Source organism: Vreelandella venusta (assembly GCF_015689495.1).
Lineage (GTDB): Bacteria > Pseudomonadota > Gammaproteobacteria > Pseudomonadales > Halomonadaceae > Vreelandella > Vreelandella venusta.
This window is the reverse complement of the sequence record NZ_CP065135.1, coordinates 1,589,988-1,613,007: the sequence shown is the minus strand read 5'-3', so window position 1 is coordinate 1,613,007 and position 23,020 is coordinate 1,589,988. Positions and strand designations below refer to the sequence as shown.

Below are 23,020 nucleotides of genomic sequence, written 5' to 3'. Positions count from 1 at the left end.
TTTGAACCGGCTCCCCTCATCCCTATTATTTCTGCCCCACCTCAGCCCCGCAATTCCAGAGTGGGGTTATCGGGAATCCAAGTTGACCTTTTCAGCCGAAGCCAAGGTACTTAAATCAAAATAGATTCCCGCTAAAAGCATGCGGGAATGACAGCTGGGGAGAAGCAGTCATTTCCTTCGCCTTATTAGGCACCGTGCCTCATCATGCAACGTTGAAAGCCCAGTGTTAGCAGCGGGCAGTTACAAACAGGGCACTCATCTCTACAGGTGTTCAGAAGTGTCATCCATTGGACTCAGCGGCTCCAGAGACTTCAGTTGCTACCTGTGTAGAGCTGTGGTGAGGCGAGGTACTGGATCGCGTATGTCTACCTTCGCAGTATGCGAGCTACCCGAAACCTGCTTTTCTACCGAACGGAGCTAGTTCGTCACGGTACTGATCTCAAAGCCCATATTGTCAACATAGCGAGTCAGTACAACCTGCCACCCAACAAGGTTAATTTGAAGAATTTCAGCACCAGAGAACAACTGAGCCCCCTCACAATCCGACAACTTAGCGCAATATCGATGCTGAAATTGGGCATCTGCTGACTGACCTTGAGATCTGAAGCCCGACTTCTACACCCAACTCGAAGCCATCGCTTTAATTATCCATCCTACTGACGCGCACCAATACCCTGATCGAGTGAGCTTACACCGGCGCTGAACCTGAAACTAACTGGGACCGTAAAGTAACCCGCTGTTTGAATAGGACAGAGGCTGGTTAACCGATGAATGTCTAGTGCCCAGACCAATCTGCAAGGAGCAACTCGGTTTACCAGTGGTGAATTACCACGTTAGAGAGCCTCAATGGGTATTTGCTGTAAGCCATTCACCCGATTTTACGATTGGTGATACCACGATACTCTCCTTGCATATAACGCCGCTCAGCACGCGCGGCTACGGAATGGAGGCGTCGCCGGGGGCTAGCCTTGTTAGGGCTATTGCGATATAGTTGTACGGAGTTTCCGTACGCAATGGTGGAGTTATGGATATCGTCAGTGTCAACAAATTTAGAGATAACCTGAAAAGCCTTGTAGAACAGGTTATTAGCAAACATGAGCCCCTTAAGGTGACGCGCCGCGCCGGAGAGGCTTTCGTGATTATGAGTGCTGAAGACTGGGAAAGGGAACAAGAAACCCTGCATGTTCTTCAGAACCGAGACCTGATGCAGCAGATTGCGGCCTCCCTCGATACTCACAACCGTGGCCAGGGATACATACCTAATGACGAGCAGATGAATGAGATCACTGGTATTTGAGGGCAGCACCTGGGAAGCCTATGAAAAGATGCGAGAGAAAGACAAGAAACTCCACAAAGCTCTCTGCAGATTGCTGAAAGAAATGCTCCGCTCTGACGATCCATCAACAGGGATCGGCAAACCTGAACCACTTAAGCACAATTTATCAGGCTTGTGGTCACGGCGCATCTCACAGAAAGACAGACTCATATACCGATTCGACGACAAATCCATTTACGTTTTTGCTATCGGAGGGCATTACGACCAGCCCTAACGCTGAGGTAACCGGCGCCGGAGCGCCAGCGGAGGGAACCAAAAGCTCCACGCTTTTGGCGCCCAGTTGACCGTTTGGTTAGGTCTTTGCATTGGACTCACTCAGCGCCTTGCCCCAAATTGCTACTCTGTACGTAAAGGAGCCGGGGTCGCTAGCCTCGATGTTGATTGCCGCAGGGATAAAGCTTTTACCCTCGTACTCTGGAGCTGCGTTGTAACGACTTACCTTGCCCTCTTGGGCAAGAGGCAAAATGACGTTTTGATCGGTACTCGCTTTAAGTTCAACTGCGAAAGCTGGCACATACACGACGTTCGGCGGAACATCTTCGCCACCGAATTCGGAAGGCAGAAGCAGTAGCTTCTGAAGCTCTCCTTTCTGGAATAGCACCTCAGCTTTCTCTCTTGAATCAACGCCAGAGTAATCTGGACCCTTATTGTTTTTCTTCAACCACCCAAACATCGTTATCTCCTTATGGCCTAACGCCGCCATAAACGGCGCGAGTTGCGAGCGTCCGGCGACCATAGGGAGCGAATTTGATGGCTTTGTTAGAGCAAGGCCTAGTCGAGATCAAGCTCGGCCAATATCTTCTTGATTTCATACTCAATTTCCATACCCTTTGCTGGCCAGTATTTCTTTAGCACTTGAATCATTTCCCACGCTTTTTCTGAGTTCACTTCACCTTTTTCCTGAGATACTTCCCAACTCTCGCTTCGCTGAAAGGGCAAGCCTACGCTTTCAGCCAAGGCATCTATTTGCGAGTTAAGTTTACTTGAAGCTTGCTGAAGTGAACCTCTTAATGAATCTCGAGTTGCAACGATTGCCTTAGCATGAACAACAACATTGCCTGGACCCTCCTCATAGGCTCTATCAATCATTTCCCCAATACGTTCCACGTACTTTCTTGGTGCACCACGGATTTTCTTCTTGGCCCTAATCGCTTTTATGCCGTAGCCAGTACCGCCACTTATTGCAGCAACGATCAAACCTGCAATTACGGTTTCTAAAATACCCATGATGCGATCCTCATGTACTTGGTAGCTCTAACAGCGATTATATAGCCTGCTGCATAACACCCTTGAGCATGCCAGCACGTTTATTGGTGTTATCCAGCCACCCAAAAAATCATAAACCACTGTTTTTATAACTTTATTTACCCAGCATGGCAACATATCCAAAATTTGCGTGCTGGCTCGTTTTTACGATTTAATCATACTTTATTGATAAATCTTACTTAGGTCACGTGGTTTTGAAGAGAAATTGAGCTGGAGCAGGCTTTGGGCAGTTGACGCTGCCTTCGCGCCGGGCCGCCGCTGCGGGTGCCTTTTGGCTCGTTCCTCGCCAAGCGTTACGTCCGCGCTACGGGGTGGCTAGATTGCTTATGTGGCGTGATCATCGCGCGCTGAAGCGCCCTCCCACAACATCACTAATGTAGCAACGGCTTGCATTGCGGGAGGTATTTGGGCTTGGGCATCGACTTCTTTCAGCGGGTGATGTAGGGCTTGGCGAATGCAGAGGAGTATGAATTAATCTCCTCAACCCCGTCATTCCAGAATCACCTCAGCCCCGTCATTCCCGAGCGGGGTTATCGGGAATCCAAGTTGACCTTTTCAGCCTAAGCCAAGGTACTTAAATCAAAATAGATTCCCGCTAAAAGCATGCGGGAATGACAGCTAGAGAGAAGCAGTCATTCCCGTCGCCTTATTAGGCACCGTGCCTCATCAGTCAACGTTAAAAGCCCAGTGTTAACAGCGGGCAGTTACAAACAGGGCACTCATCTCTACAGGTGTTCGGAAGTGTCATCCCTTGGACTCAGCGGCTCCAGAGACTTCAGTTGCTACCTGTGTAGAGCTCTGATGAGGCGATGCAATGGTCGGCGAAAACCACTGCACAGTCACCATACCTACCAGCACCAGCGTGACACCTGCCAAACGCCCAATGCTGACCTCCCTCACGGGCAGATTCAGCCAGCCATGATAATCCAACAACAGTGAAGTAATCAGTTGCCCTGCAATAACACACACAATGAAGTTGGTCGCCCCGACGCGTGGTACTAGAACCAATGCTGACGAAATATAGATGACTCCTGCTACACCGCCCAGCCAAGCCCAAGCCGGTATGTGCCTGATGGTCCCCAGAGCAGGAGGAGACACTTGCATGACAATCATTATGGGTATTACGACAAGCATGCTGACAACCAGAGAGACCAGTGTCGCCCAAAGGGGGTGGCCTAGCGCTCGGCCCAATTCAGCGTTGCTGCCAGCTTGAAAAGGCACCAAGGCACCCGCGATAACCGCCACAGCCGCAAGCGCCACTAAAGTGAAAGGTGAATTCATGACAAGACTCCTGAGACATTGCAAAAGGTCTTTTATCTTTTATGATTCACCCTATGAATTGAAATTCAATTTTTTATTTTACTGTATTCGCCTCATGAATAATTTAAGACGCATCGATCTCAACTTGCTGGTTACCCTGCACGCGCTATTAGTGGAAAAGCACGTGTCACGTGCGGCACGACGCTTACATAGAAGCCAACCGGCCGTCAGCCATGCTCTCGCCAATCTGCGAGCCATCTTTGACGACCCGCTGCTGGTGAGACGAGCAGGCAAGCTGGAGCTCACCTCACGTGCCAATGAATTGCTACCGAAATTAACAGAAGCACTACATCAGCTCGGCGCGCTGATTGAACAACCCGCCTTTGACTCCGCCCATGAAAAACGAGTGTTTCGGCTTGCCATGTCAGACTATGGAGCTCGCGTAGTGCTTCCTGGTTTGGTTCGGCGATTGCGTTCAGAAGCTCCAGGGGTTGATCTGCAAGTTTCTCAAGGCAGCCGCGCCGCGATGCTGGCAGGTGTCCATGATGGGGAGGTCGATATAGCTTTTGGCGTGTTTCAGCCACCTCTTTCAGATGAGTTACGTACCCATAAGCTATTCATTGAGCATTTCGTTTGTGCTGCGGATAAAAACACGCTGCCCAAAACGGGCGATCTTGATAAAACACAGTGGCTCTCGCGACCGCATGTCCTAGTCGCCATGCAAAGTAGTGAAAGCAATGAGATAGAAAACGCATTGCATAGAGAAGGCGTCAGCCGTCGGGTTGCGATGACTCTACCCCACTGGGGAGTAGCCAGCCATGTGGTGCCAAATACGGATTTGATCTTAACGGCCGCCCGGCGCAGCTTTGATCTATTTCTGAAGGACTCACCACTGCAGCTCTTCACGCCGCCTTACCCCATTGATCCTTTTGAGTTCAGCATGGTGTGGCACTCACGGCGGGAGAGCGATGCCGGGCACAACTGGCTGAAGCAGGCGATCATTGAGATGCTTCAAGAAGATGGGGAAAAAGAACCGGATGAGTCAGCAATTGCCGTATCGGCCTTGACCATTCCCCCGACACCAACACCATAAAAGTGGCTAACATCTCAAACACTGGCGGCGCGTAGCGATGTTCGAGTGTTTTAACTTGATACTTTTTGAGTCTTCCCCCAGCTCAACCCCTTTGGCTAAGCGAAAAGGCGACCAAACCTAACAGGAGAAGGCTCGGTGAACTTTTACAACAGAACTCATCGTCACTGCTGTGGCATAAAGAGATTCCCACTAGCCCAGAACCTCTACTTCGGCTAATCGACACCTACCTGGATGATCTAGTGATCGGCGTCGAATGCATGCGTGCTGGTACTGGATCGCGTATGTCTACCCTCGCAGCATGCGAGCTACCCGAAACCTGCTTTACTACCGAACGGGGCTAGTTCGCCACGGTACTGATCTCAAAGCCCATATTGTCAACATAGCGAGTCAGTACAACCTGCTACCCAACAAGGTTAATTTGAAGAGTTTCAGCATCAGAAAACAACTTAGTAGAACTCTTAATAATCCAACAACTTAGCGCAATATTAATGCGAAATTGGGCATCTGCTGACTGACATTGAGATCTGAAGCCCGGCTTCTACACCCAGCTAGAAGCCATCGTTTTAATTACCCATCCTACCGACGCGCACCAATACCCTGATCGAGTGAGCTTACACCGGCGCTGAACCTGAAACTAACTGGGACTGTAAAGTAACCCGCTGTTTGAATAGTACAGAGGCTGGTTAACCGAGGAATGTCTAGTGCCCAGCCCCACCTGCAAGGAGCAACTCGGTTTGGCAGTGGTGAATTACCACGTTAGAGAGCCTCAATGGGTGTTTGCTGTACGCCATTCACCTGATTTTACGATTGGTGGCACCACGATACTCTCCTTACATATAACGCTTGCAGCATGCGCGCACACGGAATGGAGCCGAAGGCGCAATGTAGTGGGCGTCGCCGGGGCTGGCCTTGTTAACTTCTGTTGGTGCCAGTGAACTGAATGATGTTGCTCGGAAACTTCATAGACTCCACTTCCGCGGAAAACTCATTCGCCACTTTTAGAACGGTCTTACTGACGTAAGCGTACTGCTTCGAAAACGGAGGCCAGTAATCACCGAGCCCCAGCGCATCGTTAATGACCAATACTTGCCCGTCGCAATCTGGGCCAGCACCAATACCGATAGTAGGAATAAACAAAGCCTCGGTGATTTCGCCTGCTAGCGAATAAGGGATATGTTCAAGCACCACCATGAATGCACCCGCATTCTCAATTGATTGAGCTTCTTCCATGATTCTCTTCGCTTCTTCGCCGGACCGACCGACTTGCTTGAAGTTTTTGGCTGTCTGGGGAAGTAAGCCAGTATGGCCTACCACAGGAATACTGCGCTTCACCAAGTGTTCGATGACCTCTATATTGGGACCCTCCAGTTTCACGCTGTCTGCGCCCGCCTGCATCAGCCGCTGAGCGTTGATGAATGCTGTTTCCGGGTCGACATCTGTGCCGTAAGGTAGGTCACCTATTATGTGGGTTTTCTTCGCACCACGGCGCACAGCACCTATGTGATATTCCATGTGTTCTATGGTGACATCACGGGTACTATCAAATCCCATTTCAACCATTCCAACTGTGTCACCAACAAGAATCACAGGAACCTTTGCTTCCTCAACACTTCTGGCAACCGGACAGGTATATGCGGTCAACATCGGGATGGGCTTGCAGCCCTTCATCGCTACAAAATCTTGCGGATTAATTTTCATACCTTTCTCCTCCTGTGTTTGCTAAGAAGTTAACGCCCGCCTAAGGGGCTGGCAACGCATTACCACTGAACTCAAACACAACAACCGTAACCGCCACGGCTCATTGGGACTGGAAACGCTACGCGTTGACAGTCCCTCTTGAGGCGTTTGTTATGTGTTTGAATACGTGGATACTTCAATAAGGTTCCCATCAGGGTCTCTGAAATAGAATGATTTGATTGCACCTTGCACGCCTGTACGTTTTACAGGCCCTTCCATGATAACCACACCTTGATTTTCCACATGCTTCATTGCGTCAGACAAATCTATGTCGGTAATAAAGCACAAATCTGCGCTCCCAGTTCTGACATTTTGGGCCTTAGGCTCAAACTCATTGCCGAGTTGATGAAGATTGATTTTCTGTTGGCCAAACTCTAGAGCAATCCGACCAGCGCCAAAACTAACAGCTTTCATGCCCAACACTTTTTCATAAAAGTTCGTTGTTGTTGGAATGTCTGCGACAGTCAGAACAAAATGATCGAGGTGGCTAATTTTCATCAGAAACTCCATTTTCTAGGGAAACACTTAACAGCGATTATATAGCCTGCTGCATAACACCCTTGAATATGTCAGCACGTTATTGGTGTTATCTAGCCACCCAAAAAAACTTAAACCACTGTTTTATAATCTTATTTACCCAGCATGGCAACATATCCAAAATTCGCGTGCTGGCTCGCTCTTACCATCTAATCATACTTTATTGATAAATTTTGCTTAGGTCACGTGGCTTTGAAGAAAAACTGAGCTGGAGCAGGATTTGGGCAGCTATCGCGGGTGCCTTTTGGCTCGTTCCTCGCCAAGCGTTACGCCGCGCTACGGGGTGGCTAGATTGCTTATGTGGTGTGATCATCGCGCGCTAAAGCGCCCTCCTACAACATCATTAATGTAGTAACGGATTGCATTGCGGGAGGTGTTTGGGCTTGGGCATCGACTTATTTCAGCGGGTGATGTAGGGCTTCGCGAATGCAGAGGAGCATGAACCAATCTACTCAGCCCTGTCATTCCAGTGCCATCTCAACCCCGTCATTCCAGAACTACCACAGCCCCGTCATTCCCGAGCGGGGTTATCGGGAATCCAAGTTGACCTTTTGAGCCGAAGCTAGGGTACTTAAATCGAAATGGATTCCCGCTAAAGGCATGCGGGAAGGACAACTGGAGAGAAGCAGTCATTCCCGTCGCCTTGTCAGGCAACATTGAACGCCCAGCGTTAGCGGCGGGCAGTTACTGATCTTAGTTGCTTGGCCTTGTTATAGGGCGTGTTTGTCGCTATTCCAATCCCTGATTTGATCAATCGTGGACGTAGCGCCGCCACATACTACGACCAATATATTGCTGAAACTTTCGAGTTCTGATGCACCCTCATATGCCATTGCCAGGCTCGCACCGCAGGCAGGCTCTACCACGATGCGATGATCGTCAAGGAAACGTTCGCAGGCAGTCAGTGCACTTTGGTCTGATACCACGACGCTGTGGATTGGGTGAGTTTTTGACCATTGGAAAGCATTCTCGCAAACACGCTTGGCACCAAGTGAGGTGGCGATGCTTGTTACCTTTTCCAACTCGACCGTATGACCGGCGTTTACGGCTGCATGAAATGAGGCGGCCCCCGTAGTTTCTACGGCGAAAACGGGGATATCACTCCACCCGTTACGATGAAGCCCTTCTACCACACCTGAAAGCAGACCACCTCCGCCAACGGAAAGCACGACAGCGTCGGGCTTAAGACCGGAACGAAAAACTTCATCAATCATTGTGGCGTGGCCCTGCCAAAGCAGCGGATCATCAAAGGGGTGGAGAAATGCATCCGATGCGCCGATCAACGATTGTGCAAAGGCGTTGGCTTCTTGCCAGGAGGCACCATGCACGATGACCTCCGCTTTCTCCAACCGCAGCAGTTCTTTTGCCCTTTCAGTGGTGGTTTCCGGCACTACAACCGTAACCGGTACACCTAGCCGACGACCGGCGTAGGCGACAGCCAAGCCAGCATTTCCTCCAGATGAAGAAATGAACCTTCGAGCACCTCGAGCCAGATAGGTTTCGCACGCATGGCCAATGCCCCGTATCTTGAATGAACCGGGCGGCTGCAGTGCATCAAGCTTAATCCAGACCGAACGTCCAGTGGTAACGCTCATTGTGCGGAATTCGATCAGAGGAGTTTCAATGTGTAGTGTCATGAGTACCTATCACGAGGCTGAAGAAAAGCCCGATTTCGAGCCGTTTCCGCCGCCTGTTTTCCTTATTCATTTACTCAGCCGGTCATCCGGCTGAATCATCTTAATATCGACATTCAGCCACTTGAGCGCTTAGCTCAAGTGAGTTGAAAACTGTGTTAGCCCTAATAAAGTAACTTATTCCGCTCTGTATTAGCACACCAGCAGCACTTGTTCAGATAGTGCTTCAATTTCATCGACATGCCGACTGACGAAGCTGGCCAGTGTGGTGAGGTGGGGAATGGTCAGCAGCACCACTGTATCCCGCGGCTGGAGGTGATACCTTTGGAGTAGGCAAGCAGGATGATCTTCAACAAACAAGAGGAAGAGCCTATCAGGGGCTACCCCTTTACACTCTGTGTTTTCACGAAATTGGCGAAGCCGGATAGCTGGTTCAGCCTTGGAGATCGCCCTCTTTGGGTTCCGACATCACAGCGATTACTTCTGCATCTTCATCACCCTCGGCCAGATAAATATGCCCGATGGAACTGTTGAAGTAAGCCGTTTCTCGTTCACCCAGGCTGATGCTTTCACCATTTTCAAAGTGAATGCAGACGCGCCCCGATAGCACCATGGCAAACTCCTCTCCGGGGTGGCGGATGAAGTCTTCAAACTCACCCAGATCACGCGCCTGAATCCGAGCATAAACCGGCATCATACTCCGACCGGGAAACTCACCCGCAATAGGATGATATTCATAGCTGCCAGTAGCATACCCAGTCGCCTCAGAAATTTTGCTGGTGACCACCGTTGGCTGATCTGACCTGCCTGCACCCGATTCAGGGTTGAACAGCTGGGGCAGGCTGACATTCAGAACACGTGCGGCAGCAGCAAGCTTGTCATAGCTGACAGTTGCCTGCCCCAACTCCATTTTCGACAGTGTCGAAAGCGCAACACCACTTTTCTCAGACACCTGTTTCAGGGTGAATTTCTGCTGTTTACGGTGAGCCCTTAGGCGAGAGCCGACCAGTACTCGGTCGATCAGTGTATCGGACGGCTGGGATTGTGAGTCTGTTGGCATGAAAGCTTCGCGGCTCGACCTGGCTATGAATACGAAGTCCTAGTGTATCCCGAAAACAGCTTGACTTTAAGGTTCTCTCATTTGATATTCCCTTTTATGAGAATTATCATTTAAGAGAAATTGTGATTCTATCGTGCTGCGCGTGCGGCTCGGTCACTCAATAGCCATCAACGAGATATAACCCCATGTCCAATTCAATCGAACGTATCCCCAGCGACTTGCCCTTCCCATTCTCCCGTGCCGTTCGCGTGGGAGGTTTCCTGATGCTTTCAGGCCAGATTCCCATGACTGCTGAAGGCGAAGTCGTCAAAGGCAGTATCGAAGAGCAAACCGAAGCGGTCATGACCCGTATCGGCGAGTCCCTTGAACACTGTGGCGCAAGCTTTGCGCAGGTCGTTAAAGCGACCGTCTGGCTATCGGACATGAAGCACTTTGCGGGCTTCAACGAAGTCTACAAACGCTATTTCGAAGCAGGTCTGCCGGTTCGCTCCACCGTGACAGCAGGCCTAGCACTGGGCGTTGATGTCGAAGTAGAAGTGCAAGCCTGGGTCGGTGAAGCCTGATTCAGCCAGCTAACTGGCACAGAAAAATAAGAAACTGAGGGTTTGGCATCATGAAAGATATATTGAAAATCGCAGGCGCTTTTGTCGGATTTCTGGTTGGAGCAGGCTTTGCTTCAGGCCAAGAGCTGCTTCAATTCTTCGTTAGCTTCGGCGTTTGGGGGCTGGCAGGTATCGCGCTGAGTACTGCCGCTTTTATATTCCTGGGCATGACACTGGCGAATCTGGGTAGCGAGCTTCAAGCGACTTCTCACAAGGAAGTTGTGAAGGCTATCTGTGGCCCCTGGCTTAGCAAGCCCATCGATTTGCTGATGACATTTTTCATGTTTGCCATCGCCGTAGTGATGCTGGCCGGTGCCGGTGCACTGCTGGAACAAAAACTGGGCCTGCCTGCAGCCTGGGGCAGCGCGCTGGTGACTCTGCTGGTAATTGCAGCCACCTGTCTCAAACTGAAAAAAGTGCTCACGCTGATCAGCAGCATCACTCCTCTGCTGATTCTGGTGGCACTGGGTATCGCCATCTACGCACTGGCAACCCGAGAAACCGACCTGACGACACTGAACCAGTTGGCACTCGACCAAAACGCAGCCACCAGCCATTGGGCACTGGGCGCCATGCTGTACGTTTCGTATAACATCTTCGGCTGCGTCGCGATTCTTGCCATCTCCAGCGGTGCTGCAAAAGACCGCCGCAAAGCAACCTGGGGCGGTATTATTGGCGGCATTACCCTGGGTGCGCTGATGATGACAATCAGTCTGGCTATGCTGTCGCGCCTGGACAGCCTAGTCGATACGCCTATGCCGATGCTGACTTTAGCACTAGAGGTTTCCCCTGCGCTTTCCTCGCTGGTGTCGATCGTCATTCTGCTGATGATTTTCAATACCGCAGTGGGCTGCCTCTACTCTTTTTCATCCCGATTCTTGCAAGCCGATACCACGTCTTTCCGCGCTGGATCCTTAATTGCGGGCATCATTGCCTATGCCTGCAGCATGTTTGGATTTGTCAGTCTGGTCGGTATGGTGTATCCCGTGTTCGGCTACATCGGGTTCATCCTGATTACCGCAATAACCGTTGCCTGGGTGCGCCAACGCATGAAGCACAGTCACAAAGCACAAACTGCACGAGTCCAATAAGAAGTTAATGGATTTATGGCACGTGAGATTCTGGTTCTGGGTGCTGGCATGGTCGGAGTATCCGTTGCCTAGCACCTGCAGCAGAGAGGCCATAAGGCCACACTGAGGGATCGCAAAGTCTCTGGGTGCGAGACCTCCTCTGGCAATGCCGGGCTGATTCAACGAAAAGCCGTCTTTCCTTGTTCCTAACGCCCGTAGCACCCGCGGTTTTGTAGTGGAGGCGAAGCCTCAACGTAAAAGCCGTTGCCGTGACTGCGTTTGTTAGGACTTTTAGATTAAGGTTTCGCTCTTATATAGCCATCTTCATATAGCTTTTCCCTGACCAAATTATAATACACTTCCGGCGCCGCAGGTGAAACTTCATAAAGATCTTCGAGTCGCTCATTCCGATACCAAAATGAGCCATCAGAGATATAGCACTGAAACCTTACGGTTGAAAATGAGTTGGATCTGACTGGCTTTTTTACTGAGTTGAAATGAGGTGTAACAGGCAAAAACATATAGCCTACGATCAAAGGTAGGTTTTTGCTTGTTTTCAGCAGAACATTGAATGCCTTCTGAGAATGGAAGTGCGTATCAACGACCTCTATTGCGATGAAAGGCGACTTATCTGTTAGAACCACACTTTTCTCATCTCTTCCAAATATATCAAAAACAACATATTTTCCGTATATTAGTCCGAATTTTACCTCTTTATCCCATGTATAATGCTTGATCTTTACCAGTGATTCATAACCCTTGTCTTGCTTATCCCATGGACGCTCATAGTACCCAAGATTATGCTTTTCATATTTGTTAAGAAAAGCGCATATCATTTTTTGCTGCTTATGATGCTCTTCGCTCTCCTTGACACCTGGCTGCAAATCAGTCCTGATAGGTTGTTTCTCAAAGAAGTGTGGCGTTTTGGGGTGATTTCTGATCCCAAGCTGGAAGAAACCTTGGGGCTTTTCCCTGAGATCCCTTTCACGCAAATCCGCTCTTCGCTCTTCGCTAGTCAGCTCTAAATAGGATACAAGCTCCCATTCATTCTGGTCATTTAAATAAGAAGCTTCGTCGTACTTCGGCAATTTTCTCTCCTTGTCCTAACGCTCGCAGCAACGGCAAATTTGAAGCGCAGCGTAAAATTTGTCCGATTGACTGCGCTTGTTAGCATTTTAAGAAATTAGCCACTTTATAAAATCGTAAGATGCGCTTGTAGCAATGCCAACACCTATCGTTCCTAGAACTCCTAATACCGACCAAATAATTGATGACCTATTTCTCCCTGAGAACTCAGAAATTAGCTTGGCATCCCCTTTGTTGATATTTAAATATGACAAAGCCAAATAGCTATCAATAGATATCTCAAGTTTTCTAAGGATTGCTTCCGAGATTCCACCCACAATGACAAATATTGAGGCATAGGCAACAAGAAATTTTAAAATTTCGTTAGAACTTAGCGCAGCACTGTCAATTGCAGTTACAGTAAAAAAACCAAGTACGGAGTAAATGGCTAGCTTTCCAAATCTTGATATGAGGTGAGATATCTTTTTAAGCTTGTTTATTAGCCCGATATTCTTTGACTCATCACAACCTCTAACCCATTCATCAAACATCGCGGCAAAGTGACGCGCTTTAACGTAGTCTGAATAATGAACTGTGATTTTTGCGGTAGTAGTTACCATACTGCTCACTAACGCCGATGATATAAATGGGGGCGCCTCTCTTTCAATTTGCTTCAGCTCCGCCACTCTTGATCGTACATGAGCCATAACTTTATAGTTTTCAAAGTTATCTGTTTCTTTGTCATAAATAGAAAAAGAATACACAAGCAATACGTCAGACGTAGGGTTTGGATTAGTTAAATTCCTTTTTTCAAACTCTTCAAATGAGTTAAATTTTTCAGACTCCCCCTCATTATGTGAAACTGCAATTCTGACATTTATATTGCTTTTTACTGGCTTTAGCGAATTTATGGATTGAGTTGTTTTAAAGTGCAACTCTTGTACATCTGAAAACTTTACTAAAATATTGTTATTGTATGATTTCGATATCTCTTCATTTTTCGCATTGACCTTTTGGTGCATTTTAAAAAAAAGATCAATCTGAGCATCGTCATGCCGAACCATCCCTGAATTTTCATTTTCAATAACTTCAACTATGTCATTCATTAGTTGAAACTCCATATGTCTGTGATGATGCTAACACTGAGCTCAGGCGCGGCGAAGCCGTCGGCTGCAGCGCTTGGTTAGCTCCACAATTCGCCTCCAAAAGTACACCATCTTCGCGCGACTCTTGGAACCATATTCCTTCTTAAATTCGACCGAGTAAACCACGGTCTTTCCTATTTCGACGACGGTGATATCGTTACAGGAAATCTCATGGTATCCGTGAGTAGTATCAATCGAAAATATAAGTTGATCAGAGATGTCGGTCTGTCCGTCCACTTCAATACGGATATCGATATTTCCTTTGGCTGGCACCTCGAATGAAGCTTTTGACGAAAACACAGCGTATCGGCTGGATAGTTTCTCAACGTATTCTGGCTTTTCTCCTACCCGCTGCTCTATCTCGAAAGTTTTCCGTGAAAAGCAATCAATTCTTTTTGTTTCAACTGGATACGATTTTCTATTCTTCGTCACAATGATATAGGTTAAACCGTCATCCTTTTTATGTACTACTACCCTAGAAATACTAAGAGGCTTCCGCGCACTGCTATACCAACCAACCAAAACTGACAGGATCGCTACAAGTGCAGCCAACGAAGCAAGTGTATCTATGACAACTTTGAAGCCCATGCACTCTCCTAGAGCTAACGCTTTGCTCACCGGTAAATTAGGAGCGCAGCGAGTAATTTATCCGCGTGCAGCAACTTGTTATGTTTTAAGAACCTCTTCAAAGTACTCTTCAAGAAGTTCTTGCTCTTTGAAAAACTTTCCAATAATGTAGTAAAGAACGCACACATCACCCACTAAGAAAGGTATTTTCGAGCCGTCAATTTTGAATGTTTTATACCTTTTTCTGGCGTTACCCTTTTGCTTGTAACTTCCCTGACGCTCCAAAAACTCATCTTCGGTATAAAAGATATACTCATGATCTATATGAGCAATTACATGCTCTGAATTTTCAGATTTTTCATATTCTAAATGAACAACCTGCGTCACAATACTATCGTCATATACATCGAAATTCTGAAGGATTTCTTCGAAAGTTATATTTCGCTCATCAATTGCAATCCAGAGGGTATCATAATCTTTCGAGTACAATTTTGTTACCGATGGTTCCCCTAGATTCTCAAAAGAGAATACCTCTCCACGCTCAAGTTCTTCAAGGGTAATTGATAAGTCAGATATTCCAACACCAGATAACGAGTACTCAGGCCGAAGGGCGATGGACCCTATAAGGTCTTGCTTCATTAAACTCCTAAAAAAGTCCATTAGCTCAGATGAAATTTCATTTATTAGAACGTACTCTTCAATTCTTCTGTCATAGACCTTAGGGATATTATTGCTGTCACTTAAAGTGAAGTTTTCATCAATTGTCAAAAGTTTATGCTTGCTGTACTGTGAATCAATTTTCTTTAAGGAAATACCTTTAGATAGATAAGTCTGTTCTAGTTTATTGTTTTCTGGAACGACGAACCTTTTTTTAGACTGGCAATAGTATTGATACATTAACTTAACAGCATTAAATGCGACATACTCATCGACTGTACAGTTGAATAGATTACTCTCTTCAGATAAAGATCTGTATATTGAACTGTAGTATTTTACAGTTTTCTCAAAATCAAGATCTTTGAGGTGCGCCGTTATGAATTCTAGTTTTTTTAGCGATATATAGTCTCTTTTTTCAATTTTCTCATACTCTTTGATTTTGATGGCAAGCGATTCCGCCTCTTTTATGTTATTTGCTCGCTCTAAGCTTGAAATAAATTTCTTAAATTCATCTTCATGAAATTTGTTTTGTTCTATATCCTCGATCAAACCTAGAAGATCAGGCTCTCTCTCCGAGAGTTTTCCGAAAAGATACCCGAACGGATAATCAAAGTTATCATTACCCTGCAATAAATTGAGAAGATATTCATTTTCTCCTAGAACAAATTTCTCAAATGATTCTATGTAGTTATTTGGGATTCTCATGTCTATCTCTGAAAACATAACAGTGGTTATATCGCCTGCTGTATAACCCCCTTGAACATGTCAGCACGTTATTCGTGTTACATAGTCGCTCAAAAAAATCATAAACCACTGTTTTTTTTATAAATTTATTTATCTCACATGGCAACATATCCAAAATTCGCGTGCCGGCTCGCATTTCTGATCTAATCATACTTTATTGATAAATTTGGCTTAGGTCACGTGGTTTTGAAGAGAACTTGAGCTGGAGCAGGCTTTGGGCAACTGTCTTCGCGGGTGCCTTTTGGCTCGTTCCTCGCCAAGCGTTACACCGCGCTACGGGGTGGCTAGATTGCTTATGTGGGGTGATCATCGCGCGCTGAAGCGCCCTCCTACAAACCGTGGGCAGAATCTCGATTCAGTGGTGGGGTTGTTTATGGGGCGGGATGGTTGCGCGCTAAAGCGCCCTCCCACAACACCACTAATGCAGTGGCGGTGTTGCAGGAGGCGTTAAAGTTTAGGCTTTGAGGACATAACGTAGGGTTTCAACCACTTGATCGGTGGTGGTGCACCAAGCCTGGGCTTGGGCGTCGACTTCTTTCAGCGGGTGGACGATGTCTTCGCTGTGCAGGGTGATGTAGGGCTTGGCGAGTGCGGCGCAGTAGCCTGCATCAAAGGCGGCGTTCCACTGTTTGTACTTGTCGCCAAAGCGGACAACTACCAGATCCGCTTGCTCGATCATGGTACGAGTTCGGATGGCGTTGACCTTGGAGGACTGGTGGTCACGCCAGAAGCCATTTTCCGGCTTGCCCAGGTGATCGCCTGCGGCGTCACTGGCGTCGTGGTCGGTGACCGGGGCGGTGAAGACGATATCCAGTCCTGCTGCATCAGCGCCGCGCTGAATCTCTTCGCGCCAATCGGTGTGGATTTCGCCAGATAAGTAAACGTAAAAGCTCATAATGCTCTCCTTATTAAAAACTAGCTGCGCTCGGCCATGCGTTGTTAAAAATCACCTCAAAGTACTCATTTACAACCCGTAAACTCCGCCTTTTCGTTGATTTTTGCCTAGCCTGGCCTTCGCTCGCTGACTTTTTAAGCATGCCTAGTGCCATAGTCTAGAACTAGTTTATGGAAAAACATTCCATATTAATAGCTAGATCACATTTCCGGCTTTTTGGCGAGCAGGTAAATATCCATAATCCAGCCGTAGGTGTCGCGTAGTTCCGCGCGGCGTTGGATGATTTGGTCGCTGACCTCGCTTAGCCAGCCTTTGATTAAGCACTGTTTATCCATGCCTAGGTAGGCGCCCCACCAGATGTAGGTGTCGTCAAATGGCAGCGTGGCAAACGCCCCGCCGCTATCCAGCATTACGGCTACCGTGGCGGCATCGTTCGGCCAGCCGCGCTCGCGCAGGCGGCGGCCGGTGGTGATTTGTACTGGCTCGGCGAGCGCGTTGAGGGGAATTTTATGTTCAGCGGTAAGCACCTGCAGGCTGGTGATGCCAGGCACGACCTCGACATCCACCTGCTTACCCGCAGCGTTTAGCCGCTGGCTAATACGCAGGCTGCTGTCGTAAAGCGAGGGGTCGCCCCACACCAGCATGCCGACCCGCCCGCCATTGGGCAGATGTTTATCCATCAGCTGCGCCCAAACGCTGGCAATCGCAGCGTGCCAGTCGTCTACCGCACTAAGGTAATCATTATGATCATCGCGACTGGGAAGATCGAACTCGACGATCTTGGTGGTCACCGGTTCTTCTAACAGGCGCTCGCAGAGTAAGCGGCGTAGGTCGATCAAATCCGACTTGGCCTCGCCTTTACGGGGCAGCAGGATCAGGTCGGCGTTATTGAGGGCGCGCACGGCGGCCAGGGTGACGTGATCAAGGTTGCCGGTGCCGATGCCTATTAGTGATAGCGTGATCATGGGTCGCTCTCTTGGTCTTGGCTTGCCGTGGCAAAAGGCGAATCCGCCGATTGAGGGCGAAAACGGCGGTCGTAGCCTACCGCGTAGAGGCTGCTCTCCTGGAAGTCATCGCTTTCAAGCACTGGCCCCACCAGGATCAATGCGGTGCGCTGCATGGAATCATCAATCAGCTCTTCTATAGTATCCAACCGCCCCCGCACCACTCGCTCATCGGGCCAGCTTGCCCGCCACACAATCGCCACCGGACACTGCGCCCCGTAGTAAGGCGTCAGGCTTTCGACTACCTGGGAAAGATTATGGATGGAGAGATGGATGGCCAGCGTTGCCCCAGTGCGGGCGAAATTGGCAAGCGTCTCGTGACTGGGCATGGCACTGGCACGACCCGGTGTACGGGTGAGCACCACCGACTGAGCCACGCCGGGCAGCGTCAGCTCCTGACCTAAGGTTGCCGCCGCGGCCGCAAAGGATGGCACGCCAGGAGTAATGCTGTAGGGGATATTCAGCTCGCGCAGGCGGCGCAGTTGCTCGCCCATGGCCGACCATACCGAGAGATCCCCCGAATGCAGTCTGGCCACATCCTGGCCTTCGGCGTGGGCGCGGCTGATCTCCTGCATAATCTCATCCAGCGAGAGCGGCGCGGTATTAATCACTCTGGCCCCCGCCGGGCAGTGTTCCAGAATCTGCTCCGGCACTAAAGAGCCTGCATACAAGCACACCGGGCAAGCGGCGATTAAATCCCGCCCGCGTAGAGTAAGCAGATCCGGCGCGCCGGGGCCTGCGCCAATGAAGTGTACGGTCATTCGGTGGCTCCTTCTGGTACTTCTAACAACGCCAGGGCGGTAGTGGCTCGTCGATCTACTGAAATTATCCGTGGCCCCACTAAGCTCGCATTCGGGCCTGCGGCTAGCAGCGCTACGGCCTCGGCAACGCTGCCTGTGCCGCGCGCCTGCAAACTGTGTGTTGAATGGGTAAGCGTTGCCACTGTTGATAGCTCGGCATCCGCTACGGCAATGACTTTGATATTACGCAGTCGGCCTAGCTCTTCTACCAACGGCAGCATGGAGTGAGCCGCCGCCAGCTTATCGATAACACCGTACTGGTCGATCAGTTGATCCAGCGCTTGGCCGAGCGATTCAAGCGTGGCTTCACTGCGAAAACCAAACCCTGCGATTCTCAACGTCGATGGCTTCATCGAACGCCCCGCCACTGAACAATCGGATAGCTGGCTTTCCAGCCCCGCCGTGTGCCGATGGGGGCGGCGCTGGCAAGTTCTAGCCGTAGCAGTTCGCCGCCTACTTGCTGGTGCCAGTGCGCCAGCAGCGCTTCGGATTCCAGAGTGACGGCATTGGCGACGATACGCACGCCCTTGGGCAGGCGCTGCCATAAGTCGTCTAGCAGCGCCTGGGATAACCCGCCGCCGATAAATACCGCATCAGGCAGCGGCGTATCGTTGAGTATCTCAGGCGCGCGGCCCTGTTTTACTTCTAGCCAGTCAACACCCAGGTCCTCTGCATTGCTGCGCGCTCGCGCCGCTCGTTCAGCGTTTTGCTCGAAGCCCACTGCCTGATTATCCGTATGGGCGAGCAGCCACTCAATGGCGATGGAGCCTGAGCCGGTGCCGATATCCCACAGCCGCTCGCCGGGCATGGGGGCCAGTGCCGCTAGGCTGATGGCGCGAATGGTCTGTTTGGTAATCTGGCCGTCGTGGTCAAAAAAATGATCCGGCAGGCCGGGCGTCAGCGGCAAGGCGGGGCCGTTACCAGCAACTTCCAGCGCTACCGCAACCGGGTGGGCAATGTCATCGGGCAAGCTGGCGTCGCTACGGCAATGGCGAATACGCTCGTTATCGCCGCCCAAAGATTCCAGCAGCGTTAGCTGGGTATCGCCAAAGCCAAGGCTAGTTACCAGCGCCACCAGCTCGGTCACCGCCGCGCCGTCTCTTACCAACACCAGCAAACGTCTACCGGCATGCAGGTAGGGCCGAATACGGGTCAGCGGTTTGGCGTGTAAACCCAGGCAAACACAACGCTCCAATGGCCAGCCCAAACGTGCAGCCGCTAGGCTAAAAGAGGACGGGGCTGGCAGTGCCTGCCACTCGTTTACGCTGAGATGCTGCGCTAATGTAGTACCCGCTCCAAACCAGAACGGGTCGTTGGAGACCAGCATCACCACCCGGCGGCCACGCTGGTTTAGCAGCTTTGTAATGCCATCGGCAAAGGGCACTGGCCACTCAACCACCTCAGCGTTTAGCGGCGGTAAAAGTCGCAAGTGGCGGCGTGCGCCGAACACTACCTCGGCACTTTCCAATGCCTGTCGGCTTGCCGCTGTCAGCCCCTGTGTGCCACCCTCTCCCCAGCCTAAAAGGGTAAGCCACGGAGCGTTGTTAACCTCAGCCATGATCAAAATCCTAATTCTCGGCGGAACCAGCGAGGCCAGCGCCCTGGCTAGCGCTGTTGCCAAGCGTTGCATTCCCGCCATTTTTAGCTATGCAGGGCGCGTTAACACGCCTAAACCCCAGCCACTGCCGACCCGCATTGGCGGCTTTGGCGGCGTTAATGGGCTGGTCACATTTTTAGCCCAGCAGCGCATTACCCATATTGTTGATGCCACCCACCCGTTTGCCGCACAGATGAGCCGCAACGTGTTAGCCGCGGCGGCGCAGTGCGATGTAAAGGCCACCGCTTTTACCCGGCCTGCCTGGCAGCCTGTTACCGGCGACCAATGGCAAAGCGTGGCAAGTATTGATGAGGCCGTTAACGCCTTGGCTGGCCCGCCCCAACGGGTGCTGCTTGCGATTGGGCGAATGCACCTTAGCGCCTTTGCCGCCCAGCCTCAGCACCATTACGTGCTGCGTTTAGTTGACCCGCCGACCAGCCCGTTGCCACTGCCGGATATCAGCAGTGTGATTGATAGAGGCCCGTTTACCCTAGAAGGCGATCTCGCCCTGCTGGAAAATCAGCGCATCCAGCGCATTGTGTGTAAAAACGCAGGCGGCGAAGGTGCGGCGTCCAAACTTAGCGCGGCGAGAATGCTCGGCCTACCCATTGTAATGATCGAGCGACCAGCCCTGCCGCCACGCCACGAAGTTCATCGTATCGATGACGTATTTAGCTGGCTTAGTGACCACCATTAATCATCACAACGCTTAATCAGCCGAGCGCGGCGTATAAACCAGCGGCACGCCACTGCGTTCAATCAAGCGGGTTTGCTGGGAACCAACGATGACCAGCGTGCGCATATCCGCCATGTCCGGCGTTGCTTGCTCTAATGTGGTGACGCGAATTGCTTCTTCCGGGGTCGAAACCGCGCGGGCGAAGATTATCAATCGGTCCGGCCCGCAGGCTTCCCGCAGTACCTCTAGCGTTCGTTCAAACCCCGCTGGCCGTGCCTTGGAACGCGGGTTGTAAAACGCCATGGCGAAGTCGGCCTCGGCAGCCAGACGCAGGCGCTTCTCGATCAGCGTCCAGGGTTTGAGGTTGTCGGATAGATTAATGCAGCAAAAGTCGTGCCCCAGCGGTGCGCCGACGCTTGCGCTGGCGGCCAGCATGGCAGAAATACCCGGCAGTACCTGAATATCCAGCGTGCGCCACTGGGCATCCCCCGCCTCCAAGGCTTCGAACACCGCAGCGGCCATGGCAAATACGCCAGGGTCGCCAGAGGAGACAACCACTACCCGGTGGCCCTCAAGCGCCAGCTGTAACGCCTGCTCCGCCCGGCGAATCTCTTCGCGGTTATCTGAGCCGTGGCGGGCTAATTCAGCCCTGGGAGCCACGCGATTAACGTAGGGCACATAGCCGACCACATCAGTGGCTTCCAGCAGCGCAGCCGAAACCTCCGGGGTAATCATGGCGTCGGCACCCGGCCCGAGGCCGACGATTTTCAGCCAACCGCTCATGGCCGCCTCCCATTGCCATGGATCAGCACAATCGAGAAGTACGGCACGCTTTCGCCAACCTCGCTCAGCGGCAGCACGCGCTGCTGGGTCATGGCGGCGTACTCGATCAACCACGCCTCGCCTTCACGGCCAGCATGCGCCAGCGCTCGGCGTAGTTTGGCCAGGTTGCGGCCAATTTTCATCACCACCAGTGCATCGGTTTGGGCGATGCGCTCGGCCAACGTCTCTTCCGGCAGCGTGGCCATCAGCACCGTCATGATGTCATCGCCCCAGGTAATTGGCTGCGCGGTAGCCGTCCAGGCCGCTGACATGCCGGTAATCCCCGGCACTACCGAGACCGGCACGCGATTCAGCAGCCGCGTGTAGAGGTGCATAAAGGAGCCGTAGAAGAACGGGTCGCCTTCGCAAAGCACCACGACATCGCACCCGGCCTCTGCCATCTCGATCAATTGCGCCACGCTGCGTTCGTAAAAGGCCGACAGCAGTTCATTGTAACGAGGGTCATCAAACGGAATTTCCGTGGTAACCGGATACTCCATGGGCAGCTCGGTTGCCTCGGGGGCGATCAATCCTTCCACGATGGTACGCGCATGCCCGCTGCGGCCCTGCTTGCGAAAATAGGCCACATGGCTGGCACCACGGATCAAGCGGTCGGCACGCACGCTCATTAGGTCTTGGCTGCCGGGTCCTAAGCCCACTCCGTAAATGGTTCCTTGGGTCATTCGATACGATCCGCCATAGCGTTGATGGCCGCTACCGTGACGGCGCTACCACCCAGGCGGCCACGCACGATACAGCTGGGCAGCGCGGGGTTAGCCAACAGCGCTTCTTTGGATTCCGCCGCGCCAACAAAGCCGACCGGGCAGCCAATAATGGCCGCCGGGCGCGGGCAGTCTGGGTCTTCGAGCATATTAAGCAGATGAAACAGCGCGGTAGGCGCGTTGCCAATGGCGACCACGGCGCCTTCCAGGTGCGGCCGCCACAGTTCCAGCGCTGCCGCTGAACGGGTATTGGCCATTTCCTGGGCAAGGCCTGGAGTGCGCTCATCGTTAAGGGTGCAGATGATGTCGTTATTAGCAGGCAGCCGTTTGCGGGTAATGCCTTCGGAGACCATCCGAGCATCGCAAAGAATCGGTGCGCCCTGCTCTAACGCTGAGCGCGCACGATTGACCACGTCATTCTGAAAATGGATATGCGCCGCCAGCTCCACCAGCCCGGCGGCGTGAATCATGCGTACCGCAACCGTTTCTTCTTCCGCTGAAAAGCGATCAAGCTCAGCTTCATTGCGAATAATCGCAAACGACTGCCGGTAAATCGCCGGTCCGTGTGTTTCATAAACGTGAGGCACCCAAACTCTCCAAATAAACTAATTCGCAGTTACTGGTCTGCAGGGCATCCGTGCTAGGGCAAGTTTCCGCGAGGGAGCTGTGAACCCATCCATGGGCGCTACTTTCGACATCCATGTCGAAAGACCCTCGCTACAACCTGCCCT

25 protein-coding genes and 2 pseudogenes are annotated in these 23,020 nt (G+C 51.1%); 7 read left to right on the top strand and 20 right to left on the bottom strand.

Annotation, left to right across the window (positions count from 1 at the left end; all coding sequences use genetic code 11):
• Positions 1-1,024: 1,024 nt before the first annotated feature.
• Positions 1,025-1,297: a type II toxin-antitoxin system Phd/YefM family antitoxin gene (locus IR195_RS07560; RefSeq protein WP_172420550.1), complete on the top strand. Its 273-nt coding sequence runs from the start codon at positions 1,025-1,027 to the stop codon at positions 1,295-1,297.
• The gene (locus tag IR195_RS07555) at positions 1,278-1,550 is read left to right on the top strand and encodes a Txe/YoeB family addiction module toxin (protein ID WP_146943885.1); all 273 of its coding nucleotides are present in this window, start codon (positions 1,278-1,280) and stop codon (positions 1,548-1,550) included. Before IR195_RS07560 ends, IR195_RS07555 begins: the two co-directional genes overlap by 20 nt.
• A gap of 78 nt (positions 1,551-1,628) precedes the next feature.
• On the opposite strand, the gene IR195_RS07550 is transcribed toward IR195_RS07555, so the two are convergent.
• The 3 genes from IR195_RS07550 to IR195_RS07540 all read right to left on the bottom strand — a co-directional run bounded on the left by IR195_RS07550 (position 1,629) and on the right by IR195_RS07540 (position 3,883).
• A complete protein-coding gene (locus IR195_RS07550) occupies positions 1,629-2,009 on the bottom strand; it encodes a hypothetical protein (RefSeq protein ID WP_206049175.1) in 381 nt (126 codons plus the stop codon).
• 98 nt (positions 2,010-2,107) lie between these two features.
• Complete coding sequence (locus IR195_RS07545) at positions 2,108-2,563, bottom strand: hypothetical protein (protein WP_206049174.1); 456 nt, start codon at positions 2,561-2,563, stop codon at positions 2,108-2,110.
• A 783-nt stretch (positions 2,564-3,346) separates the two neighbouring features.
• Entirely contained in the window at positions 3,347-3,883 is a 537-nt protein-coding gene (locus IR195_RS07540; RefSeq protein WP_206049173.1) for a DMT family transporter, read from the bottom strand.
• Between IR195_RS07540 and IR195_RS07535 the strand changes: the two genes are divergently transcribed.
• Positions 3,882-4,955, top strand: a complete 1,074-nt coding sequence (locus IR195_RS07535) for a LysR family transcriptional regulator (RefSeq protein ID WP_206049172.1) — start codon at positions 3,882-3,884, stop codon at positions 4,953-4,955. The two genes, IR195_RS07540 and IR195_RS07535, sit on opposite strands and share 2 nt — an antisense overlap.
• A gap of 912 nt (positions 4,956-5,867) precedes the next feature.
• On the opposite strand, the gene panB is transcribed toward IR195_RS07535, so the two are convergent.
• The 5 genes and pseudogenes from panB to IR195_RS07510 form a co-directional block, all read right to left on the bottom strand.
• A complete protein-coding gene (panB, locus tag IR195_RS07530) occupies positions 5,868-6,653 on the bottom strand; it encodes a 3-methyl-2-oxobutanoate hydroxymethyltransferase (RefSeq protein WP_206049171.1) in 786 nt (261 codons plus the stop codon).
• Positions 6,654-6,803: 150 nt separating this feature from the next.
• Positions 6,804-7,190 carry a VOC family protein gene (locus IR195_RS07525; RefSeq protein ID WP_186808836.1) on the bottom strand — a complete coding sequence of 129 codons (387 nt, stop codon included), beginning with the start codon at positions 7,188-7,190 and terminating at the stop codon, positions 6,804-6,806.
• A gap of 749 nt (positions 7,191-7,939) precedes the next feature.
• Positions 7,940-8,866: a pyridoxal-phosphate dependent enzyme gene (locus IR195_RS07520; RefSeq protein ID WP_206049170.1), complete on the bottom strand. Its 927-nt coding sequence runs from the start codon at positions 8,864-8,866 to the stop codon at positions 7,940-7,942.
• A gap of 192 nt (positions 8,867-9,058) precedes the next feature.
• Positions 9,059-9,219 (bottom strand): annotated as a pseudogene (locus tag IR195_RS20605) (transposase); the annotation flags it as partial.
• A 77-nt stretch (positions 9,220-9,296) separates the two neighbouring features.
• Positions 9,297-9,923, bottom strand: a complete 627-nt coding sequence (locus IR195_RS07510; RefSeq protein ID WP_206049169.1) for a helix-turn-helix domain-containing protein — start codon at positions 9,921-9,923, stop codon at positions 9,297-9,299.
• 185 nt (positions 9,924-10,108) lie between these two features.
• Here IR195_RS07510 and IR195_RS07505 point away from each other — a divergent pair, with 185 nt between their 5' ends.
• The 3 genes and pseudogenes from IR195_RS07505 to IR195_RS20465 all read left to right on the top strand — a co-directional run.
• On the top strand, positions 10,109-10,486 hold the full coding sequence (locus tag IR195_RS07505) for a RidA family protein (RefSeq protein ID WP_038483437.1): 378 nt from the start codon (positions 10,109-10,111) through the stop codon (positions 10,484-10,486).
• Positions 10,487-10,536: 50 nt separating this feature from the next.
• Complete coding sequence (locus tag IR195_RS07500) at positions 10,537-11,616, top strand: YkvI family membrane protein (RefSeq protein WP_206049168.1); 1,080 nt, start codon at positions 10,537-10,539, stop codon at positions 11,614-11,616.
• Positions 11,617-11,631: 15 nt separating this feature from the next.
• Positions 11,632-11,796: pseudogene (locus IR195_RS20465) on the top strand (FAD-dependent oxidoreductase); the annotation flags it as partial.
• Positions 11,797-11,891: 95 nt separating this feature from the next.
• Here the strand turns inward: IR195_RS20465 and IR195_RS07495 are convergent.
• The 9 genes from IR195_RS07495 to cbiE all read right to left on the bottom strand — a co-directional run bounded on the left by IR195_RS07495 (position 11,892) and on the right by cbiE (position 20,030).
• Positions 11,892-12,683, bottom strand: coding sequence for a hypothetical protein (locus IR195_RS07495; protein WP_206049167.1), 792 nt, complete (start codon positions 12,681-12,683; stop codon positions 11,892-11,894).
• An 87-nt stretch (positions 12,684-12,770) separates the two neighbouring features.
• Positions 12,771-13,766, bottom strand: coding sequence for a hypothetical protein (locus IR195_RS07490; protein WP_206049166.1), 996 nt, complete (start codon positions 13,764-13,766; stop codon positions 12,771-12,773).
• 42 nt (positions 13,767-13,808) lie between these two features.
• Positions 13,809-14,393 (bottom strand): hypothetical protein, encoded by a 585-nt coding sequence (locus IR195_RS07485; protein ID WP_206049165.1) that lies wholly within the window; start codon positions 14,391-14,393, stop codon positions 13,809-13,811.
• 78 nt (positions 14,394-14,471) lie between these two features.
• Entirely contained in the window at positions 14,472-15,734 is a 1,263-nt protein-coding gene (locus tag IR195_RS07480) for a hypothetical protein (RefSeq protein WP_206049164.1), read from the bottom strand.
• A gap of 493 nt (positions 15,735-16,227) precedes the next feature.
• Entirely contained in the window at positions 16,228-16,668 is a 441-nt protein-coding gene (locus IR195_RS07475; RefSeq protein WP_009723617.1) for a YtoQ family protein, read from the bottom strand.
• Between the two features lie 200 nt (positions 16,669-16,868).
• Entirely contained in the window at positions 16,869-17,633 is a 765-nt protein-coding gene (gene cobF, locus IR195_RS07470) for a precorrin-6A synthase (deacetylating) (RefSeq protein WP_206049163.1), read from the bottom strand.
• Positions 17,630-18,433 (bottom strand): precorrin-4 C(11)-methyltransferase, encoded by an 804-nt coding sequence (cobM, locus tag IR195_RS07465; protein WP_206049162.1) that lies wholly within the window; start codon positions 18,431-18,433, stop codon positions 17,630-17,632. The genes cobF and cobM overlap by 4 nt, the downstream gene beginning before the upstream one ends.
• Positions 18,430-18,825: a cobalamin biosynthesis protein gene (locus IR195_RS07460; RefSeq protein WP_206049161.1), complete on the bottom strand. Its 396-nt coding sequence runs from the start codon at positions 18,823-18,825 to the stop codon at positions 18,430-18,432. Before IR195_RS07460 ends, cobM begins: the two co-directional genes overlap by 4 nt.
• Positions 18,822-20,030: a precorrin-6y C5,15-methyltransferase (decarboxylating) subunit CbiE gene (gene cbiE, locus IR195_RS07455; protein WP_206049160.1), complete on the bottom strand. Its 1,209-nt coding sequence runs from the start codon at positions 20,028-20,030 to the stop codon at positions 18,822-18,824. The genes IR195_RS07460 and cbiE overlap by 4 nt, the downstream gene beginning before the upstream one ends.
• Here cbiE and IR195_RS07450 point away from each other — a divergent pair.
• Complete coding sequence (locus IR195_RS07450; RefSeq protein WP_206049159.1) at positions 20,029-20,766, top strand: cobalt-precorrin-6A reductase; 738 nt, start codon at positions 20,029-20,031, stop codon at positions 20,764-20,766. The two genes, cbiE and IR195_RS07450, sit on opposite strands and share 2 nt — an antisense overlap.
• A gap of 12 nt (positions 20,767-20,778) precedes the next feature.
• Here the strand turns inward: IR195_RS07450 and cobJ are convergent, their stop codons facing one another.
• From cobJ to IR195_RS07435, 3 genes are read right to left on the bottom strand one after another with little or no spacing between them, the layout of a single operon-like run.
• The gene (gene cobJ / locus IR195_RS07445; RefSeq protein WP_206049158.1) at positions 20,779-21,528 is read right to left on the bottom strand and encodes a precorrin-3B C(17)-methyltransferase; all 750 of its coding nucleotides are present in this window, start codon (positions 21,526-21,528) and stop codon (positions 20,779-20,781) included.
• Complete coding sequence (cobI, locus tag IR195_RS07440) at positions 21,525-22,250, bottom strand: precorrin-2 C(20)-methyltransferase (RefSeq protein ID WP_206049157.1); 726 nt, start codon at positions 22,248-22,250, stop codon at positions 21,525-21,527. The genes cobJ and cobI overlap by 4 nt, the downstream gene beginning before the upstream one ends.
• Entirely contained in the window at positions 22,247-22,876 is a 630-nt protein-coding gene (locus IR195_RS07435; RefSeq protein WP_009723625.1) for a precorrin-8X methylmutase, read from the bottom strand. The genes cobI and IR195_RS07435 overlap by 4 nt, the downstream gene beginning before the upstream one ends.
• Between the last annotated feature and the right edge of the window lie 144 nt (positions 22,877-23,020).

Coding starts and splice junctions, on each gene's coding strand:
- panB (WP_206049171.1), bottom strand. CDS start 6,653: ATGAAAATTAATCCGCAAGATTTTGTAGCGATGAAGGGCTGCAAGCCC.
- IR195_RS07500 (WP_206049168.1), top strand. CDS start 10,537: ATGAAAGATATATTGAAAATCGCAGGCGCTTTTGTCGGATTTCTGGTT.
- IR195_RS07505 (WP_038483437.1), top strand. CDS start 10,109: ATGTCCAATTCAATCGAACGTATCCCCAGCGACTTGCCCTTCCCATTC.
- cobM (WP_206049162.1), bottom strand. CDS start 18,433: ATGACCGTACACTTCATTGGCGCAGGCCCCGGCGCGCCGGATCTGCTT.
- cbiE (WP_206049160.1), bottom strand. CDS start 20,030: ATGGCTGAGGTTAACAACGCTCCGTGGCTTACCCTTTTAGGCTGGGGA.
- cobJ (WP_206049158.1), bottom strand. CDS start 21,528: ATGAGCGGTTGGCTGAAAATCGTCGGCCTCGGGCCGGGTGCCGACGCC.
- IR195_RS07450 (WP_206049159.1), top strand. CDS start 20,029: ATGATCAAAATCCTAATTCTCGGCGGAACCAGCGAGGCCAGCGCCCTG.
- IR195_RS07520 (WP_206049170.1), bottom strand. CDS start 8,866: ATGACACTACACATTGAAACTCCTCTGATCGAATTCCGCACAATGAGC.
- IR195_RS07510 (WP_206049169.1), bottom strand. CDS start 9,923: ATGCCAACAGACTCACAATCCCAGCCGTCCGATACACTGATCGACCGA.
- IR195_RS07485 (WP_206049165.1), bottom strand. CDS start 14,393: ATGGGCTTCAAAGTTGTCATAGATACACTTGCTTCGTTGGCTGCACTT.
- IR195_RS07560 (WP_172420550.1), top strand. CDS start 1,025: ATGGATATCGTCAGTGTCAACAAATTTAGAGATAACCTGAAAAGCCTT.
- IR195_RS07480 (WP_206049164.1), bottom strand. CDS start 15,734: ATGAGAATCCCAAATAACTACATAGAATCATTTGAGAAATTTGTTCTA.
- IR195_RS07555 (WP_146943885.1), top strand. CDS start 1,278: ATGAGATCACTGGTATTTGAGGGCAGCACCTGGGAAGCCTATGAAAAG.
- IR195_RS07490 (WP_206049166.1), bottom strand. CDS start 13,766: ATGAATGACATAGTTGAAGTTATTGAAAATGAAAATTCAGGGATGGTT.
- cobI (WP_206049157.1), bottom strand. CDS start 22,250: ATGACCCAAGGAACCATTTACGGAGTGGGCTTAGGACCCGGCAGCCAA.
- IR195_RS07525 (WP_186808836.1), bottom strand. CDS start 7,190: ATGAAAATTAGCCACCTCGATCATTTTGTTCTGACTGTCGCAGACATT.
- IR195_RS07535 (WP_206049172.1), top strand. CDS start 3,882: ATGACAAGACTCCTGAGACATTGCAAAAGGTCTTTTATCTTTTATGAT.
- IR195_RS07545 (WP_206049174.1), bottom strand. CDS start 2,563: ATGGGTATTTTAGAAACCGTAATTGCAGGTTTGATCGTTGCTGCAATA.
- IR195_RS07460 (WP_206049161.1), bottom strand. CDS start 18,825: ATGAAGCCATCGACGTTGAGAATCGCAGGGTTTGGTTTTCGCAGTGAA.
- IR195_RS07540 (WP_206049173.1), bottom strand. CDS start 3,883: ATGAATTCACCTTTCACTTTAGTGGCGCTTGCGGCTGTGGCGGTTATC.
- IR195_RS07475 (WP_009723617.1), bottom strand. CDS start 16,668: ATGAGCTTTTACGTTTACTTATCTGGCGAAATCCACACCGATTGGCGC.
- cobF (WP_206049163.1), bottom strand. CDS start 17,633: ATGATCACGCTATCACTAATAGGCATCGGCACCGGCAACCTTGATCAC.
- IR195_RS07550 (WP_206049175.1), bottom strand. CDS start 2,009: ATGTTTGGGTGGTTGAAGAAAAACAATAAGGGTCCAGATTACTCTGGC.